A 16,367-nucleotide genomic window follows, 5' to 3' on the forward strand; every position below is an offset into this window, starting at 1 on the left:
GACGCCATAAAGAAGTGACAATGCGAATCATTTCAAGCTCGATATTGTATTAAATGTTTCAGAGAAAAATTCGCGATATTGCTCAGTTAATAATATCACGATCTAAAATAATATTCCTTCATCGAGATGGAGATCGGCAGGCATGCACCGTGCAAGCCGGCCGATCTCGCTGTCACCCCTCGATGATCGAGCGGATCTTGGTCGCCAGCCCTTCGACCGGGAACGGTTTGGTGATCATCTGCATGCCGGGCCCGAGATGGCCGTTGCCGAAGGTCGCGTTCTCGGCGTAGCCGGTCATGAACAGCACCTTCAGGGTCGGGCGCACCAGCCGGGCCTGGTCGGCGAGCTGGCGGCCGTTGAGGCCCGGCAGGCCGACATCGGTGACCAGCAGGTCGATGTGGGAGGCCGATTGCAGCAGGCGCAGGCCCGCCGGCCCATCGGCCGCCTCGAGGGTGCGGTAGCCGAGTTCGTGCAGCACCTCGACCACCAGGGCGCGCACGGTCGAGTCGTCCTCCACCACCAGCACCGTCTCGCCGCGCTCGGCCCGCGGTGCCTCGCCCCGGATCTCGGAGGCGGCCTCGATCTCACCGTGATAGCGCGGCAGGTAGAGCTTGACGGTCGTGCCCTGACCGGCCTCCGAGTAGATCTTGACGTTGCCCTCGGATTGCTTGGCGAAGCCGTAGATCATCGACAGGCCGAGGCCCGTGCCCTGGCCCAGGGGCTTGGTGGTGAAGAACGGGTCGAAGGCCCGGGCGATCACGTCCGGCGGCATGCCGGTGCCCGTATCGGTCACGCTGACGCAGACATACTGACCGGCCCGCACCCCGACCTCGCGGGACGCGTACCCGTCGTCGAGATGGGCGTTGGCGGTCTCGATGGTGAGGCGCCCGCCCTCCGGCATCGCGTCGCGGGCGTTGATCGCCAGGTTGAGGATCGCGTTCTCGAGCTGGTTGGGGTCGCAGAGCGTCAGCCACAGGCCGCCCGCCACCACCACCTCCAGCTGCACCCGCTCGCCGAGGGTACGGCGCATCAGGTCGTCCATCGAGCTGACCAGGCGGTTGGCGTCGACGGGCTTGGCCTCCAGGGGCTGGCGGCGCGAGAAGGCCAGCAGGCGGTGGGTCAGGGCCGCGGCGCGCTGGGCCGAGGCCATGGCGAGGCCGGCATAGCGGGTGAGGTTCTCGGTGCGGCCCTCGTTGATGCGGGTCTGCATCAGGTCGAGGGAGCCGACGATGCCGGTGAGCAGGTTGTTGAAGTCGTGGGCGATGCCGCCGGTGAGCTGGCCCACCGCCTCCATCTTCTGCGACTGGCGCAGCTGCTCCTCGGCCCGCTCGCGCTCGGCCACCGCCTCGCGCACCCGCACCTCCAGGGTGTCGTTGAGCTCGCGGAGCGTCACCTCGGCCCGCTTGGCCTCGGTGACGTCGTAGATCACCCCGACATGGCGCAGGCCCGAGGTCTCGGTATCGCGGATCGCCTCGCCGCGGCGCACCAGCCAGCGCACCTCCCCGGTATCGGCGAGGCGCACCCGCGTCTCGATCGGCGGCAGCTCGCCTTCCTGGCGCTGGTCGGGTGCGAGCAGCGGCGGGTCGCCCTCGACCACGAGGGCGTTGACCGCGCTCGCCGCCACCGTGCTGGCCGGCACCAGGCCGAGAAGGCTGCAGAATTGCGGCGAGGCCGCCACGGTGGCGAAGCCCGGCACGTGCTCGAAGGCGCCGACACGGCCCGCCGACTGGGCGATGCGCAGGCGCTCCTCGACCCGCTTCTGCTCGGTGACCTCGACCAGGACGCCGGTGAAGCGGGCGGGCCGTTCGTCGGCCCCGAAATGGCAGCGGCCGCGGGCATGGACCCAGCGCACCGAGCCGTCCGGCGCCAGCAGGCGGTATTCCTTGTCGAACACCTCGGCCCCGCCGAGGATGCCGCTCACCGCGAGGCGGATCCGCAGGCGGTCGAGGGGGTGGATGCCGGTGAAGAAGGCGGTCGCCGGCAGCGGGCCGGGGGAGAGCGGCACGGTGCCGGGCCGCGGCGCGGGCGCGAGGCCGGTCAGCGCCGCGAAGCGCCCGTCGACGTGAAGGCGCCCGGCCGCGATGTCCCAGTCCCAGGTGCCGGCGATGCCGGCCGACGACAGGGTGAGGGAGAGCTGGCGCTGCGCCTCGGCGAGCCGCCGCTCGATATCGGCGAGCCGCGCACGCCCGGCCTCGGCCTCGTGGACATGCGACATGTCCACCTGCGAGGCGAAGTAGTTGACGACCGCGCCGGCGTCGTCGCGGATCGGGCAGATCAGAAGCTGGTTCCAGAACCGGCTGCCGTCGCGGCGGTAGTTCAGGATCGTGACCCGGGTGACGCGCTCCTCGTGCAGGCCCTCGCGTATCGCCGCCAGCGCCCCCGGATCGGTGTCGGGCCCCTGCAGGAAGCGGCAGTTCCGGCCCACCACCTCGTGGGCCTCGTAGCCCACGAGCGTCAGGAAGGCCTGATTGGCGAAGACGACCGGATTGTCGGGCAGACCCGGGTCGCTGATCAGCATCGGCTGGCGCGACAGCTCCAGCCCGGCGATGAACGGCCCGACGCGGGCCCGCATCGCCGCGATCGCGGCGGCGAGCGCCGCGGCCTGGTCGGCCTCGGTGACGTCCGGCATGCTCATGCCCGCCGGGCCCGGAGCAAAGATGCGGCGCCTGCCATCACGCGTCCAGGTCGCCGAGGGCGCGGGCGATGAACTCGTCCACCAGGGCGCGCAGGCTCTCGAGGGAGGGCAGGTCCATCAGCATCGCCAGGTAGCCGCGGATGTCGCGCTCGCTCACCGAGAAGTCGATGTAGAGGAACAGCACCAGCGCGTCGGCGCCCGAGCCGGCCGGGCTGCCCGCATCGGTCCCGAAGATCCGCGGGCCGTCGCCGCGCTCGATGCCGGGCAGCGACATGGTCAGCGTGCGCTGGAGCATGTTCGCCATCGTGGCGAGGCAGCCATTGAGGATGATGTTGCCGGTCTCGGCGAGCGCCTCGTCCTCGAGGGCCGCGACCTCCTCGGGCGAGAGTTCCTCGCCGGCGACCGCCCGGACCAGCTCGCGGCCGTTCTCCTGCGGGAAGATCAGGAGGGCGCGACCCGCGAAGGCGCCCTCGAAGTCCTGGTGCACCACCACGAGGGGCGCGGCCTCGCGCTCGCCGATCAGCCGGGCGGCGGCGGCGCGCGAGACGATCTCCACCGACGGCACCGAGAGCAGCACCTGGGTGCCGATCATCGTGCGCAGGCTCGCGGCGGCGCGGCTGACCCCGATATTGACGAGCTCGGCGAAGGCGTCCTGCTGCAGCTCGGTCAGGCCGACCGTGTCGTTGTTCACGGGGCGGCGCTCCGGCGCAGGCGGAGGGACGCGCCCGAGAGGAAGCCCGCCAGGGCGTCCCCGGTCAGGGGCTTGGCCATGAAGGTGGCGTCGAGCTGGCGGGCGCGGGCGATCACCTCGTCCTGAATGTTGGCGGAGATCACGGCGATCGGCATGCCGGGCTTGCCCGCGCGCAGCTCCTCGGCGAGGGCGAGGCCGTCCTTGCCCGGCATGTTGAAGTCGAGGAGCGCGATATCGACCGGCTCGCTCGCCACCACCGCCAGGGCCGCGTCGGCGTTGGCGGCCTCGCGCAGGGTCCAGTCCGGCTTGAGCTGGCGCAGGAGCCGCAGGGCGACCGCCCGGGCGAGCTTGCTGTCGTCCACGACGAGGACGGTGATGGGCGCGGGAGCGGTCGGTGTCTGCGACATGGGCGGCATCTAGGCGGTTTTCGCTCAAAGGGAAATGGATCCTGCGCGATCTCATCGAGGATGTGTTGCGGAAAAGAGCGGATCCCGGCGGGAGAAGGCGCCGTGATCGCCGACGCGCGCGCCGCGGACCGGTCGAGCACGGGGTCGCGGCCATCGCCGCACCGATCACTCGTCCGGGTTCGCCAGGGCCTTGGGCCGCGTTGCCGGGACGCCGACGGGCGCATCGTCTTCGACGAGCGACCGATGCTCCGGTACGACGCTGCGGCGGATCGTGAGCAAGCGACATGCCGATGCGGGGCGCGCCGGATGTCGCGGCCCACGCTCCCGAACGTCGCGGAACGACGCGTATCCGCGTCCGTGCAGCTCGTCGGCGAACCGTCGATCCGGAGGTCGATCCTGCGTCGGCGTGGCCGGCACACGGGTCAGCCCGGCAGGACGGACGGCCGGGTGGGGATCGTCGAAGACCGATCCCAGGACCCTGTCGCCGTCATACGGGGTTGCGCCGCACGGCTCCGGGGGGACCGGGGACCGGGGAGAGTGCGAGGTCGGTCGTCTCACGCCTCGCCTTGCGCCGACGGACCGTCCGTGGACGCGTTCAGCAACGGCGCGATCCAGCGCGCCGCGAAGGCATCGCCGCAGAGGCCGTGGATCGGCGGGCGCAGCCGCAGCAGCACCTGCACCACCGCCGTATGGAGGCCGGTGCAACCGCTCCATTCCACGGCGATCCCCGGATGGGCGAGGAGCAGGGCGGCCAGGGTCTCGGCCTCCTCGACCGGGCACGGGCCTTCGAGCCGGATCAGGTCTCCGTCGCGGCGCACGCTCACGGCAGGCTCTCCCCCTCTCCTCGCGGATCGTCCCGCCCGACGAGGGCCTCCGGGTCGAGCGCCAGCAGCACTCGTCCGTCGCCGGACAGCGTGGTGCCGGCGAGGCCGGGCGCGGCGGCGAGCGGCGGCAACGGCCGGACCAGCCCGTCGAACCGGCCGGCGAAGCGGTCGACCTCGATCGCGACGCGCTCGCGCCCGGCCCGCACCACCGCGAGCCGCGCCTCGGGCCACGCCCTGCGAGGCTCATCGGGCCCGCGGGGCAGGTCGAGCAGGTCGGCGAGGTGCAGCACCGGCACCGTCTGGTCGCGCAGGACCGTGACGGCCCCCGGGGCGAGGTCGCGGATCTCGGCGCGCGGGATCCGGGCGAGCTCGACCACGGCCTCCATCGGCAGACCGTAGCGCTCCGGCCCGACCTCGACCAGGAGCAGCCGGACGAGGGACTGGGCGCGGGGCAACCGCAGGCGGATCGTGGTGCCGGCGCCGATACGGCTCTCGACGGTGCAGGTGCCGCCCAGGCGGGCGACAGCGGCGCGCACCGCATCCATGCCGACGCCGCGGCCCGAGACGGCGCCGACCGACGCGGCGGTCGAGAAGCCGGGGGCGAAGATCAGGTCGATCGCCCCGGCCTCGTCGAGGGCGGCCAGGGCCTCGGGCGCCATCAGGCCGCGCTCGGCGGCGCGGCGGCGCAGAAAGGCCGGGTCGAGGCCGCGGCCGTCATCGCTGACCGTGACGACGACCCGCTCGGCCCGGCTCTCTGCCGCGACGACGATGCGCCCGATTGCGGGCTTGCCGGCCGCCTCGCGCAGCGACGGCGGCTCGATGCCGTGGTCGACGGCGTTGCGCAGGAGGTGGAGCAGCGGCTCGAACAGCCCCTCGGCCACGTCGCGGTCGATCTCGGTCTCCTCGCCCGCGAGCGTCAGGGTCACTTCCTTGCCGAGCTGGCGGGCGATGTCGCGCAACGCCCGCGGGAAGCGGCGGAAGACCCGCGCCAGGGGCTGGAGCCGCAGGCCCACGGCCTCGCGGTGCAGCTCGGCCGAGAGGCGGCCGATCCGCTCGTCGCTCGCCCGCAGGGCGGGGAGACAATCCGCAAGGTTCGCCCCGGCGCCGGCCCGGGCGACGACCTCGCCGAGGAGCGTGCGGGCGGCGGCGAGATCGTCGGCGAGGGCCACCAGGGCGTCGATCCGGCCGGCCTCGACCCGCAGGGTCCTGGAGACCTCGCTCTGTGGGATCGCGGCGGCCTCGGCTCCCGTCGCGGGCTCGGGCGCGGCCTGCGCCGGCACGGGGGGCCCCAGCGCCGCCACCTCGACCTGATCCGGCACCAGCCGGAACACGGCCTCGACCTCCGCCCGCGGGTCGGTGGTCAGCAGCGTGACGGCGAGGTTGCAGGCGAAGACGTCGAGGCTGTCGAGCGGCGGCCAGGGCGCGGCGGGATCGAGGCGCAGGGCCACCAGCCCGGGCAGCCGGCGTACCAGCCCGACCGGGTCGTCGCCGGAGAAGAAGCAATCGGGACGCGGGGCGTAGCGCAGGGCGGTCAGCGGCCCGGCGGAACGCTCGCCGAGATCCGCCAGGAGGGCCGCGGCCCAGCCGGGCACCGGACCGGCCAGGGCGTCATCGGGCTCGGCCGCGGTTGTCGCGGGCGCCAGCCGGGCGCGGTAGCGCGCCATGAGCCGCGCCGATTCCGCCGCGGCGCCGGCCGGCAGCGCGCCGGTCGCGGCGATCGCCTCGGTCCAGCGGGCGACGGCGTCGAGGGCGGCCAGGGACAGGTCGACGAGATCGGCGCCGGCCTGGAGCGTGCCGACCCGAGCCGCCGCCAGCCCGTCCTCGGCGGCGTGCAGGAGCGCCAGCATCGCCGGCCAGTCGAACAGGGCGGCCGAGCCCTTGAGGGTGTGGACGACGCGGAACACCCGGTTCACGACGTCGGGATCGGGGGTCCCGGCACCGGAGGATCCGTCGAGCGCCAGCAGGTCCTCGGCCGCCGCCGCGATCAGCTCGCGGGCCTCGGTCACGAACTCCGTCACGAGATCGTCGGGCGGCGGGAGGGCGGCGGGGGCTGCATCCTCAGTCATGGGCCTCCTCCGGACGCTGGTAGACGATCGCATCCGGGAAGCGGCGGGTGCAAAACCGCGACGGGATCCGGGCCATCGATTCGGTATGGCCGAGGCAGAGGAACCCGCCGGGCCGCAAGGACGCGAACAGGTTGTCGGCGGCGACCTTTCGCGAGGCGTCGTCGAAGTAGATCAGGACGTTGCGGCAGAACACGACGTCGAACCGCCCCTCCTCGGCCATCCCGGCCCCGTCGACGAGGTTGCGGCGGGTGAAGCGCACCGAGCCGCGCAGCTCCGGCCGCAGGCGCCAGGATCCCCCCGATCCCGCCTCCTCCCGGATGAAGTAGCGCGCGACGAGGACGGGCGGGAGCCGCATCAGCGCCCGGGCTCCGTAGAGCCCGGCCTCCGCCGCGGCGAGCGCCCGCGTGTCGATGTCCGAGCCGACGATCTCGATCTCCCAGGCGTCGACTTCGGGCCAGTGCTCAAGGAGCCAGATCGCCAGCGAGTACGGCTCCTCGCCCGTCGCGCAGGGCATCGACCAGATCCGGATGGGATCGGACCGCGACCGGCCGGCGGTGAGCGGGCCGAGAAGCGAGGCGGTGAGGCAGCGCAGCTGGTGCTCCTCGCGGTTGAAGTAGGTCTCGTTGACCGTGAAGGCGTTGACGAAGAGCTGCACCTCGCCCTCCGCGTCGGCCCGCAGCCGCGCGAGATAGGCCGGCAGGGTGCCGGCGCCGGTCGCCCGCATCCGCTCCTGCACCCGGCGCTCGATGAACGGGCGGCGGTTGCCCGGCACCAGGATGCCGGTATGGCGGTAGAGCAGGTCGCAGATCCGCGTCAGGTCGGACTCGTCGAGGGTCACGGCAGCAGCGCCCGCAGCTCGGCCGCAATGGCGTCGAGGGGCGCGACCACGCTGGCGCCGCCGGCCCGGACCAGCTCGCCGGGCATGCCCCAGACCACCGCCGTCGCCTCGGCCTCCGCGATGGTGCGCCCGCCGCGGCGGCGCAGCTCCGCCATGGTCCGGGCGCCGTCGCGGCCCATCCCGGTCATCAGCACCCCGACCAGGCGGGCGGGCGGCACCAGGCCGAGCGCGCTCTCCACCAGCCGGTCGACGCTCGGGTGCCAGGGATACTCCGCCTGCGCCGGGGCCGGCGCCGCCATCAGGCCGCCGGGGCGGCGCACCACGATCACGTCGGCATCGCCCCGCCCGACATAGACCCGGCCCGGGACCAGGGCGACCGGCGCCGTCACCTCCTGCACCGCGAGGGCCGAGAGCCCGTCGAGCCGGCGCGCCAGCGGCCCGGTGAAGCTCGCCGGCATGTGCTGGGCAACGACGATCGGCCAGGGGAAATCGGCCGGCAACTCGCCGAGCAGGGCGGTGAGCGCCGGCGGACCGCCGGTCGAGGTGCCGACGAGGACGAGGCCGCCGCCGGCGTCCACGGGCGCGGCTTCGGGCTCGGCCGCGGGGCGGGCGGGATGAGGGGAAGGAGGCGGGGGACCCGGCGGACGCGCCTGATCGGGGCCGAGGCCGGCATGGCGGGCCCGCAGGCGCGCCGCAAGGCCGTGGGCGGTGCGCGGCCGGGCCTTGGCGGCCGCGCGCACCTTCTGGACCAGCACGGGGGCGAGCCGATCGATCGCCAGCGACACCGCGCCGGCAGGCTTGCCCAGGACGTCGACCGCGCCCCGCGCCAGGGCGTCGAGACTCGTCTCGGCGCCGGACGCGGTGAGCGTCGAGAGCATCACCACCGGGCAGGGTCGCTCCAGCATGATCCGGTCGAGGACGGCGAGCCCGTCCAGACCCGGCATCGTGACGTCGAGGGTGACCACGTCCGGGGCGAAGCGGGGCAGGAGGTCGAGGGCCTCCAGCCCGTCGCGGGCGAAGGCGACCTCGAAATCGCCCTCGGCGGCGAAGATGCTCCCCAGCACCTTGCGCATCAGCGCCGAGTCGTCGACGACGAGAAGGCGGATCATGCCGGCCGGCCTTCCGGGGCCATGCTCCGCGGCGGCCGCGCCAGGAGTGCCGCCGGATCGATCAGGGACAGGGTCCCGTCGGGAAGGGCCGCGACCCGGGCGACCAGTCCGTTCCCGGTCCCGGGAGGGGCCGGCCGGATCGCCCCGGCCTCGGGCCGGATCAGGCGGGCCGTCCCGTCGACGAGGAGTCCCGCCCGGGCACCATCCGCTTCGATCACCAGCAGGCGCCGGCGTCCCGTCGCCGGCGCGGATGGCAGGCCGAGGCGGCGGCGCAGGTCGAGGACCGGCAGCGCCCGGCCGCGCAGGGTCGCGAGGCCGGCAAGCCCGTCCCTCGCCCCGGGCACTCTCACCAGGGTCTCAGGCGCCGGCACCGCCGCGCGCACGGCGTCGGCGGGCAGGCCGTAACGCTCGCCGGCGAGGTCGAGCGCCAGCACGGACTCGGTCCGGACCGGGACCCGGGGCTGGTGGCCGGGATCCGGCTCCCCCTCCCGGATCAAGGCTTGAGCCGACAGGATGCAGACCAGGATCCGGCCGCCGTCGAAGCGGGCGAAGCCGGCGGCCGCGCCACCGCGCGGCCAGGCCCGCGGCACCGGATCGATCGCCTCCGCGGGCAGGCGCAGCACCGGCCCGATCCGCTCCGCCACCAGCCCGACGCCGCGCACCACCGCGGCCCGGCTGCCGGCAGCGCGCTCCCGGCCGAGCAGGGCGGAGACGGACAGGAGCGGCAGCACCCGGCCGCGCCACGGCATCGCCCCGAGGGTGGCGGGCCCGCCCTCGGGTACCGGCGCTACCATCGCGGGCAGGGCCACCACCTCCTCGACCATGTCGAGCGGCAAGGCGTAGGGCGATCCCGCGACCGTGAGCATCAGGAGGGCGACGGGCGGGCGGGCCGGCGTGGGACTCCCGCCCGGACGCTCGACCGCGCCCGGGGTGAGGGCGGTCCGGCGGGGACGGCATCCGGCCACGAGGGCCGGCAGGTCGAGAACCGGCGCCGCGCCGGGATCCGCCGTCAGGCCGGCGACGCCGCCGACGAGGAGCCCGACCGGCGCGTCCGCCTCGGCCAGCACCATCCGGCCGGCCGGCGTCGGCGCCGCCTCCGGGGCGAGCAGGCGGGCGAGGTCGAGGACGGGAAGCGCCCCGTTCCGGGTGGCCGCGAGGCCGGCGAGCGCCGCCGACGCCCCGGGGACCCGGGTGAGGGCCGGGACCGGCGCCACGCTGCGAACGCGCGCCGCCGGCAGGGCCACGCGGGCTCCGGATCCGACCGACACGACGAGGAAGCGCTCGAGGCCGGCCTCAGGCATCCGCGCCCTGCAGCTCGTCGGCGAGCAGCGCGATCTCCTCCACCGCCGCCGCCAGATCCTCGGCCCCGCGGGCCTGCTGGCGGGCGGCGATGGCGGCCTCGGTCGAGGCCCGGTCGGCTTCCTCGGCAGCGGCGGCGATCTGGCGTGCGCCGGCCGCGATATCGGCGGCCGCCGCCAGGACCGCCTCGGCGCCCTCCAGGATCTCGCGATTGGCGCGCTCCAGCTCCGTCACGTCGGCGGCGACCGTCGCGAGGCTCGCGGTGAGCGCGCGGTTCCGCGCCACCTCGGCCTCGCCGGCGCCGATCGACCGTTCGAGAGCGCGCAGCAGGGTGGTGCTCCCGTCCCGGATCCCCCTCACGGTGGCGCGGATCCGGTCGGCTCCCTTGGCGGCGTCCCGCGCCAGGGCGCGGATATCGGCCGAGACGAGGACGAAGCCCTGGCCCGCCTCGCCGGCCCGGGTCGCCTCGATGGTGCCGCTCACCGCCAGCATGCCGATCTGCACCGCCACGAGGGCGATCCCCTCGCCGATCGACTCGATGCGCCGGGCCTCGTCCTCGATCGCGTCGAGGCGGGCCAGCGAGTCCCGCATCCCGGTCAGCGCCTGCCCGACCCCGTCGGCGAGGCCGTCGATCGCAGCTCGGGCGCGGTGCAGCGTCCCGGCGATGGCGGCGACCTGCGCCAGGGCCCGGTCGGCGCCGGCCCGGGCCCCGGCGGCGGCGGCCTCCACCTCCGCCATGGCCTCGGCGGATTGCCGCACGGCGGCGCTCTGCAGGGTGAGGCCGCGGCTGATCTGGTCGGCGGCGGCCAGGATCTCGGCCGCGGCCCCGGACAATTCCTGGATCGAGGCCGAGAGCACGTCCGCGGCCGTCCCGATCTCCGACAGGCCGCCGCGCGCCTCGGGTGTCCCGCGCAGCGTCTCGGCGAGCGCCGCCAGCTTTTCGGCGGTCACCTGGCCCTGGTCGAGGGCCTCGGTCTGCTGGGCGACGGCGCGTTGCGCCTCCTCGGCCGCGGCCGCCTGCTCCTCGGCCGCGGCCGCGACCTGCTCGGCGCCGGCCTGGGCCTGACGGGTCGTCGCCTCCGCCTGCCGGGACGCCACCAGGATCGCTTGCGCGCCCTCGGCCAGCACCCCGAGATCGCCCCTCGCCTCCTCGAGCTGCCGGGCGACGCGCCCGGCCGACGCCGCCTCGGCGGCCGCCTGCGCCGCCGCGGTGCGGATCGCGCCACCCAGCGACAGGATCTCGCCGCGGATCGCCGCCACCCGCTCGCGCACCTCTCCGGCACTCGTCTCCGCGGTCTCGGCGAGCCCTCGCACCTCGTCGGCCACCACCGCGAAGCCGGCGCCGTGCGCCCCGGCGCGGGCCGCCTCCAGGGCGGCGTTGAGGGCGAGCAGCCCGGTCTGGTCGGCGATGTCGCCGACGGTGCCTGTGACTTCGCCGATGCTGGCCGCCCCGCGGTCGAGGCCGTCGACGAGGGCGACGGTGGATTCCTGGCGCCCAGCCTCGGCCTCGATCGCGGCGATCGACTGGGTCGCCTGGGCGCTCGCCTCGGCCAGCAGCGTCTGGAACGCGGCGGTGCGGCGACGCGACAGGTCGGCCCGCTCCCGCGCCTCGCCGAGGCGCGCGACGATCGCCCCGACCGCCGAGAGCGATTCCTGCGCTGCGCCGGCCGCCTCCTCGGCGCCGCCGGCGATCTGCTCCATCGCCCGCCGCAGCTCCTCGGCCGCCGCCGAGGCCTCGGCGACGCCGGCGGCCAGCTCCTCGGTGGCGGCGCCGAGGCGCTCGGTCGCCTTCTGACGGCGCGTCATCGTGCCGTCGCGCGTCGCCTGGATCGCCCGCTCGCGGGTCCGGCCGCGCCGGCCCGCCGGTGCGACGGCGGGTGCGGGCTCCGCTGTCGCGCCGTCCCGGCTCTCCGACGCAGCAGGTCTTGCCGTGCCAGCCGGATTTGCCGCAGCGGCAGGGCTTGCCGCGCCGGCGGGGCTTGCCGCAGCGGCGGGACCTGCGAGCTTCGCCTTCTTCACCAATGCCATCGCCGCCAACAATCCGCGCACCGTCGATACCGGTTTGCCGGAGGCAGGCGGCGGGAGCAAGCGCGCCGGGGGATCGGCCTGGGGAGGAGGACGGCCTACTCCGCCCAGCCGATGGCGGGCCGGCCGAGATCCTGCCACCCGAGATCCTGCCAGCCGAGATCCCGGCAGATCGCGCGGGCGGCCTCCCGCACCGTTCCGGCGAGATCCTCCATCCGCACCTCGTCCATGTACTGCACCGTGCTGGTCACGCTGAACGCTGCCACGATGGCCCCGCTCGCATCCCGGATCGGGGCGGCGACGCAGCGCACCTCCGGCTCGTTCTCCTCCCGGTCGTAGGCGATGCCGCGCGCCGCGTAAGCCCGCATCCGCGCCAGCCACGTCTCGAGGTCCGGATCGTGACCGCCGCGGGCCTCGCCAAGATGGTGGAAGTGACGCCAGCGCGCCTCGTCGAGGTCGAGGATCAGGGCCTTGCCGAGGCCCGTCGACCAGACCGGCTGGCGCTCGCCGACCCGCGAGCTGATCTCGATGCGCCGGCGCCCCGGCAGCTTGTCGAGGTAGAGCGCCCAGTCGCCCTCCAGGACGCCGAGATGGATGGTGTCGCCGCAGGCTTCCGACAGGCGCTCCAGATGCGGCCGGGCGACCCGGGTCACCGGCGCCGCCTGCTGGGCCCGGAACCCCAGTTCGAGGAGCTTGGGCCCGAGCCCGTAGCCGTCCCGCGGCGCGAAGGTGAGGTAGCGCTGCTCGACCAGAGCCGCCGCGAGGCGGTGGGTGGTGCTGCGCGTCGTACCCAGAGCCGACGCGAGGCCGGCGAGGTCGCGGGCGCCCGCCGCCACCGCCTCCAGGATCGCGAGGCCGCGCAAGAGCGTCTGACTTCCCGGTGCGGCGCCCTCGCCCCCGGTTGACGGCTTCGCGGCCATAGGCGTATCGTCCCACATAGAAGAACAAGATCCCAATATATGGGATCAGATGGTGCGGCGCCAGGGCCGTGCCGGAGGAAACCGAGCGATGCCGTCGCCCTCCGTCGCAAGCCCTGCCTCGCGCCCGTGAACCCGCGCGCCGCGACGGCGCGCCGCGAAGGAGGTCTCCCCATGAAGCTGTTGCGCTACGGCCCCGCGGGCCAGGAGAAGCCGGGCCTGCTCGACGCCGAGGGCCGCATCCGCGACCTGTCCGGCCATCTCCCGGATCTCGGGCCGGCCGCCCTCGGCGCCGAGGCGCTCGCGCGCCTGAAGGCGATCGACGCCGGCAGCCTGCCGGTGGTCGAGGGCTCGGCCCGCCTCGGCACGCCGGTGGCGAATGTCGGCAAGTTCATCGCCATCGGGCTCAACTTCGCCGATCACGCCGCCGAGTCGAACCTGCCGGTGCCCAAGGAGCCGATCGTCTTCACCAAGGCGATCACCTCGCTGTCGGGCCCGAACGACGAGGTGATGCTGCCGAAGGACTCGGTGAAGAGCGACTGGGAGGTCGAGCTCGGCATCGTCATCGGCACGCGCGCGTCTTACGTCGAGGAGGCGCAGGCGCTCGATCACGTCGCCGGCTACTGCCTCGTCAACGACGTCTCGGAGCGCGAGTACCAGATCGAGCGCGGCGGCACCTGGGACAAGGGCAAGGGCTGCGACACCTTCGGGCCGGTCGGCCCCTGGCTCGTCACCTCGGACGAGGTCGGCGACCCGCAGAATCTCGACATGTGGCTCGACCTCAACGGCCGCCGCATGCAGACCGGCAACACCCGGACGATGATCTTCACCTGCGCGCAGATCGTCTCGTACGTCAGCCGCTTCATGACCCTGATGCCCGGCGACATCATCACCACCGGCACGCCCCCCGGCGTCGGGATGGGGATGAAGCCCGATCCGGTCTTCCTCAAGGCCGGGGACGTGATGACGCTCGGCATCGAGAAGCTGGGCGAGCAGCGCCAGGACGTGACCGCCTGGAAGCGCCGGGAGGCGTGAGGCGATGACCTATCCCAACCGTTTCGAGGGCCGCACCGCGCTCGTCACCGGCGGCGCCTCCGGCATCGGCCTTGCCGTCGCCGCGCGCCTCCGGGCCGAGGGCGCGACGGTCGCGCTCTGGGACCTCAACGCGGAGGCCCTGGCGAAGGCCAAGGGCGAATCCGGCGCCGCCGAGACCCGCGCCCTCGACATCGCGGATGCCGCCGCGGTCGAGAGCGCGATGGGCGAGACCCTGGCGGCCCTCGGCGGCCGGCTCGACGTGCTCGTGTGCAGCGCCGGCATCACCGGGCCGAACACGAGTTTGCGCGACTACCCCGTCGAGGCCTGGCAGCGGGTGATCGACGTCAATCTCAACGGCCTGTTCTACTGCAACCGCGCCGCGGTGCCGGCGATGGAGGCGGGCGGCTACGGCCGCATCGTCAACGTCGCGTCCATCGCCGGCAAGGAGGGCAACCCCAACGCCTCGGCCTACTCGGCCTCCAAGGCCGGGGTGATCGGGCTGACCAAGTCGCTCGGCAAGGAGCTGGCGAAATCGGAGATCCGGGTCAATTGCATCACCCCGGCGGCGGTCCGCACCGCGATCTTCGACCAGATGACGCAACAGCACATCGACTTCATGCTGTCGAAGATCCCGATCGGCCGCTTCGGCGCCATCGACGAGGTGGTGTCGCTGATCTGCTTCCTGGCCAGCGAGGAGGCGTCGTTCTCGACCGGTGCAGTGTTCGACGTGTCGGGAGGGCGGGCGACGTATTGAGCGGTCGTGGCGCGAGCCACTCACCCGCTTCATGGTGAAATCGCGGGCCATCCCCCTCTCCCCGCCCGCAGGGAGAGGGGGATGCGCGTCATCTTTTGCGCGATCCATACGCCCCCAGCAGGGCCAATCCCTCAGAATATTTGGAAAGACCCCGCATCGTCGCGCGGCCCACCCCATGGCGCGCCCGCCGGCGATCCATCGGGAGGACCCCATGACCACCGCATCCATGACCGCCGTCGCGGGCGCCGCCGCCCCGCCGAACCAGGACGAGACCCTGCGCCGCCAGGTCCTCGCCAAGCTCCGGCCGCGCATCGTGCTCTACTGCTTCGTCCTGTTCATCATCAACTACCTCGACCGGGTGAACGTCGGCTTCGCGGCGCTTCACATGAACAAGGATCTGGGGCTGTCGGCCACCGCCTACGGGCTCGGCGCCGGCATCTTCTTCCTCGGCTACATCGCCTTCGAGGTGCCGAGCAACATGATCATGCACCGGGTCGGGCCCCGGCGCTGGATCGCCCGGATCATGGTGAGCTGGGGCCTCGTTTCCGGCGGCATGGCCTTCGTGCAGGGCGAGTGGAGCTTCTACGCCATGCGCTTCCTGCTCGGGCTGGCCGAAGCCGGCTTCGTGCCCGGGATCCTGCTCTACCTGACCTACTGGTACCCGGCCCGCGACCGCGCCAAGGCGACCGCCGGCTTCATGACCGCGACCGTGCTGTCCAGCGTGATCGGCGCGCCGCTCTCGGGCTGGATCCTGTCGGCCAACCCGACCTGGTTCGGGCTGGCCGCCTGGCAGTGGCTGTTCATCCTCGAGGCGGCGCCCGCGGTGATCCTCGGCGTGGTGACGTTCTTCTACCTCGTCGACCGGCCCGAGGACGGCCGCTGGCTCGACGCGCAGGAGCGCGCCTGGCTGATCCGCACGCTGGCGGAGGAGAACCGCCAGGTCGAGAGCGTCGGCTCGCACGAGTTCCGCGCCATCTTCCGCGATCACCGGGTCTGGCTGCTGACCCTGGTCTACATGTTCAACGCGGTCGCGGTGTACGGCGTGGTGCTGTGGCTGCCGCAGATCGTGCGCAGCATCGGCGGCCTGTCCGATCTCCAGACCGGCTTCGTCACGGCGATCCCGTTCGTGTTCGCGGCGATCGGCCTCGTGGTGGTGGCGCGCTCCTCCGACCGCACCGGCGAGCGCAAGTACCACACCGCCCTCTCGGCGCTGATCGGCGGGCTGTTCCTCGCCGCGAGCGCGGTGGCGCCGACGCCGCTCCTCAGCCTGCTCCTGCTCTGCGCCGCCGCCTTCGGGGTCTGGGCGCTGCTCGGCGTGTTCTGGGCCCTGCCGACCCAGTTCCTCACCGGGGCCGCCGCCGCCGGCGGGCTCGCGATGATCAACGGGCTCGCCCAGATCGCCGGATTCGGCGGGCCCTACCTGGTCGGCTGGATTCGCGACGCGACCCAGAGCTTCACCCCGGCCCTCCTGGCGCTCGCCGCCGGTCCGGTGATCGCCGCCTTCCTGCTGCTGGCCGTGCGGGTACGGCGCGAGCCGGCAGCCTGACGGGGGGGCCAACGCGGACGCGACGCTTTCCACCGCCATTCCGGGGCCGTGCAGCGGAACCCGGGATGACGTGGAGACGATTCGGCGTGGCGACGTTCCCTCGCGAACCGCCGCCCCTGTCCCGGATCACCTCCGACGTCGTTTCGGTCGTCCGGGGACGGGATTGTGGCTTGTGACGGATCGTGGGCCCGCGGCATCGCGTCGGCCGATGTCGTGGACCG

General features: G+C 73.7%; 13 protein-coding genes. 3 read left to right on the forward strand and 10 right to left on the reverse strand.

Features of this window, described 5'->3' with window-relative positions; genetic code table 11:
- Window positions 1-172 precede the first annotated feature (172 nt).
- The 10 genes from FF100_RS26380 to FF100_RS26425 all read right to left on the reverse strand — a co-directional run bounded on the left by FF100_RS26380 (window position 173) and on the right by FF100_RS26425 (window position 12,814).
- Complete coding sequence (locus tag FF100_RS26380) at window positions 173-2,629, reverse strand: PAS domain S-box protein (RefSeq protein ID WP_205825032.1); 2,457 nt, start codon at window positions 2,627-2,629, stop codon at window positions 173-175.
- A gap of 43 nt (window positions 2,630-2,672) precedes the next feature.
- Window positions 2,673-3,326, reverse strand: coding sequence for a chemotaxis protein CheX (locus tag FF100_RS26385; protein WP_139038738.1), 654 nt, complete (start codon window positions 3,324-3,326; stop codon window positions 2,673-2,675).
- Entirely contained in the window at window positions 3,323-3,733 is a 411-nt protein-coding gene (locus tag FF100_RS26390; protein WP_139038739.1) for a response regulator, read from the reverse strand. Before FF100_RS26390 ends, FF100_RS26385 begins: the two co-directional genes overlap by 4 nt.
- A gap of 554 nt (window positions 3,734-4,287) precedes the next feature.
- The gene (locus tag FF100_RS26395) at window positions 4,288-4,557 is read right to left on the reverse strand and encodes a hypothetical protein (RefSeq protein ID WP_139038740.1); all 270 of its coding nucleotides are present in this window, start codon (window positions 4,555-4,557) and stop codon (window positions 4,288-4,290) included.
- Complete coding sequence (locus tag FF100_RS26400) at window positions 4,554-6,623, reverse strand: chemotaxis protein CheA (protein ID WP_139038741.1); 2,070 nt, start codon at window positions 6,621-6,623, stop codon at window positions 4,554-4,556. The genes FF100_RS26395 and FF100_RS26400 overlap by 4 nt, the downstream gene beginning before the upstream one ends.
- Window positions 6,616-7,461, reverse strand: a complete 846-nt coding sequence (locus FF100_RS26405) for a CheR family methyltransferase (protein WP_139038742.1) — start codon at window positions 7,459-7,461, stop codon at window positions 6,616-6,618. Before FF100_RS26405 ends, FF100_RS26400 begins: the two co-directional genes overlap by 8 nt.
- Entirely contained in the window at window positions 7,458-8,570 is a 1,113-nt protein-coding gene (gene cheB, locus FF100_RS26410; RefSeq protein WP_139038743.1) for a chemotaxis-specific protein-glutamate methyltransferase CheB, read from the reverse strand. Before cheB ends, FF100_RS26405 begins: the two co-directional genes overlap by 4 nt.
- Window positions 8,567-9,871: a chemotaxis protein CheW gene (locus FF100_RS26415; RefSeq protein ID WP_139038744.1), complete on the reverse strand. Its 1,305-nt coding sequence runs from the start codon at window positions 9,869-9,871 to the stop codon at window positions 8,567-8,569. The genes cheB and FF100_RS26415 overlap by 4 nt, the downstream gene beginning before the upstream one ends.
- Window positions 9,864-11,675 carry a methyl-accepting chemotaxis protein gene (locus FF100_RS26420; protein ID WP_139038745.1) on the reverse strand — a complete coding sequence of 604 codons (1,812 nt, stop codon included), beginning with the start codon at window positions 11,673-11,675 and terminating at the stop codon, window positions 9,864-9,866. The genes FF100_RS26415 and FF100_RS26420 overlap by 8 nt, the downstream gene beginning before the upstream one ends.
- A gap of 317 nt (window positions 11,676-11,992) precedes the next feature.
- Window positions 11,993-12,814: an IclR family transcriptional regulator gene (locus FF100_RS26425; protein ID WP_139038746.1), complete on the reverse strand. Its 822-nt coding sequence runs from the start codon at window positions 12,812-12,814 to the stop codon at window positions 11,993-11,995.
- 171 nt (window positions 12,815-12,985) lie between these two features.
- On the opposite strand from FF100_RS26425, the gene FF100_RS26430 reads away from it, so the two are divergent.
- The 3 genes from FF100_RS26430 (at window position 12,986) to FF100_RS26440 (ending at window position 16,146) form a co-directional block, all read left to right on the forward strand.
- Window positions 12,986-13,846 (forward strand): 2,4-didehydro-3-deoxy-L-rhamnonate hydrolase, encoded by an 861-nt coding sequence (locus tag FF100_RS26430; protein ID WP_139038747.1) that lies wholly within the window; start codon window positions 12,986-12,988, stop codon window positions 13,844-13,846.
- Window positions 13,847-13,850: 4 nt separating this feature from the next.
- On the forward strand, window positions 13,851-14,600 hold the full coding sequence (locus FF100_RS26435; protein ID WP_139038748.1) for an SDR family NAD(P)-dependent oxidoreductase: 750 nt from the start codon (window positions 13,851-13,853) through the stop codon (window positions 14,598-14,600).
- Window positions 14,601-14,826: 226 nt separating this feature from the next.
- A complete protein-coding gene (locus FF100_RS26440) occupies window positions 14,827-16,146 on the forward strand; it encodes an MFS transporter (protein WP_425463359.1) in 1,320 nt (439 codons plus the stop codon).
- Window positions 16,147-16,367: the final 221 nt, after the last annotated feature.

Origin of the sequence: Methylobacterium terricola (genome assembly GCF_006151805.1) — a bacterium.
Lineage (GTDB): Bacteria > Pseudomonadota > Alphaproteobacteria > Rhizobiales > Beijerinckiaceae > Methylobacterium > Methylobacterium terricola.

Excerpts from the sequence above, each read along its gene's own strand:
- FF100_RS26430 (WP_139038747.1), top strand. The coding sequence starts at position 12,986 with ATGAAGCTGTTGCGCTACGGCCCCGCGGGCCAGGAGAAGCCGGGCCTG.
- FF100_RS26420 (WP_139038745.1), bottom strand. The coding sequence starts at position 11,675 with ATGACGCGCCGTCAGAAGGCGACCGAGCGCCTCGGCGCCGCCACCGAG.
- FF100_RS26425 (WP_139038746.1), bottom strand. The coding sequence starts at position 12,814 with ATGGCCGCGAAGCCGTCAACCGGGGGCGAGGGCGCCGCACCGGGAAGT.
- FF100_RS26415 (WP_139038744.1), bottom strand. The coding sequence starts at position 9,871 with ATGCCTGAGGCCGGCCTCGAGCGCTTCCTCGTCGTGTCGGTCGGATCC.
- FF100_RS26400 (WP_139038741.1), bottom strand. The coding sequence starts at position 6,623 with ATGACTGAGGATGCAGCCCCCGCCGCCCTCCCGCCGCCCGACGATCTC.
- FF100_RS26380 (WP_205825032.1), bottom strand. The coding sequence starts at position 2,629 with ATGCCGGACGTCACCGAGGCCGACCAGGCCGCGGCGCTCGCCGCCGCG.
- cheB (WP_139038743.1), bottom strand. The coding sequence starts at position 8,570 with ATGATCCGCCTTCTCGTCGTCGACGACTCGGCGCTGATGCGCAAGGTG.
- FF100_RS26440 (WP_425463359.1), top strand. The coding sequence starts at position 14,827 with ATGACCGCCGTCGCGGGCGCCGCCGCCCCGCCGAACCAGGACGAGACC.
- FF100_RS26390 (WP_139038739.1), bottom strand. The coding sequence starts at position 3,733 with ATGTCGCAGACACCGACCGCTCCCGCGCCCATCACCGTCCTCGTCGTG.
- FF100_RS26435 (WP_139038748.1), top strand. The coding sequence starts at position 13,851 with ATGACCTATCCCAACCGTTTCGAGGGCCGCACCGCGCTCGTCACCGGC.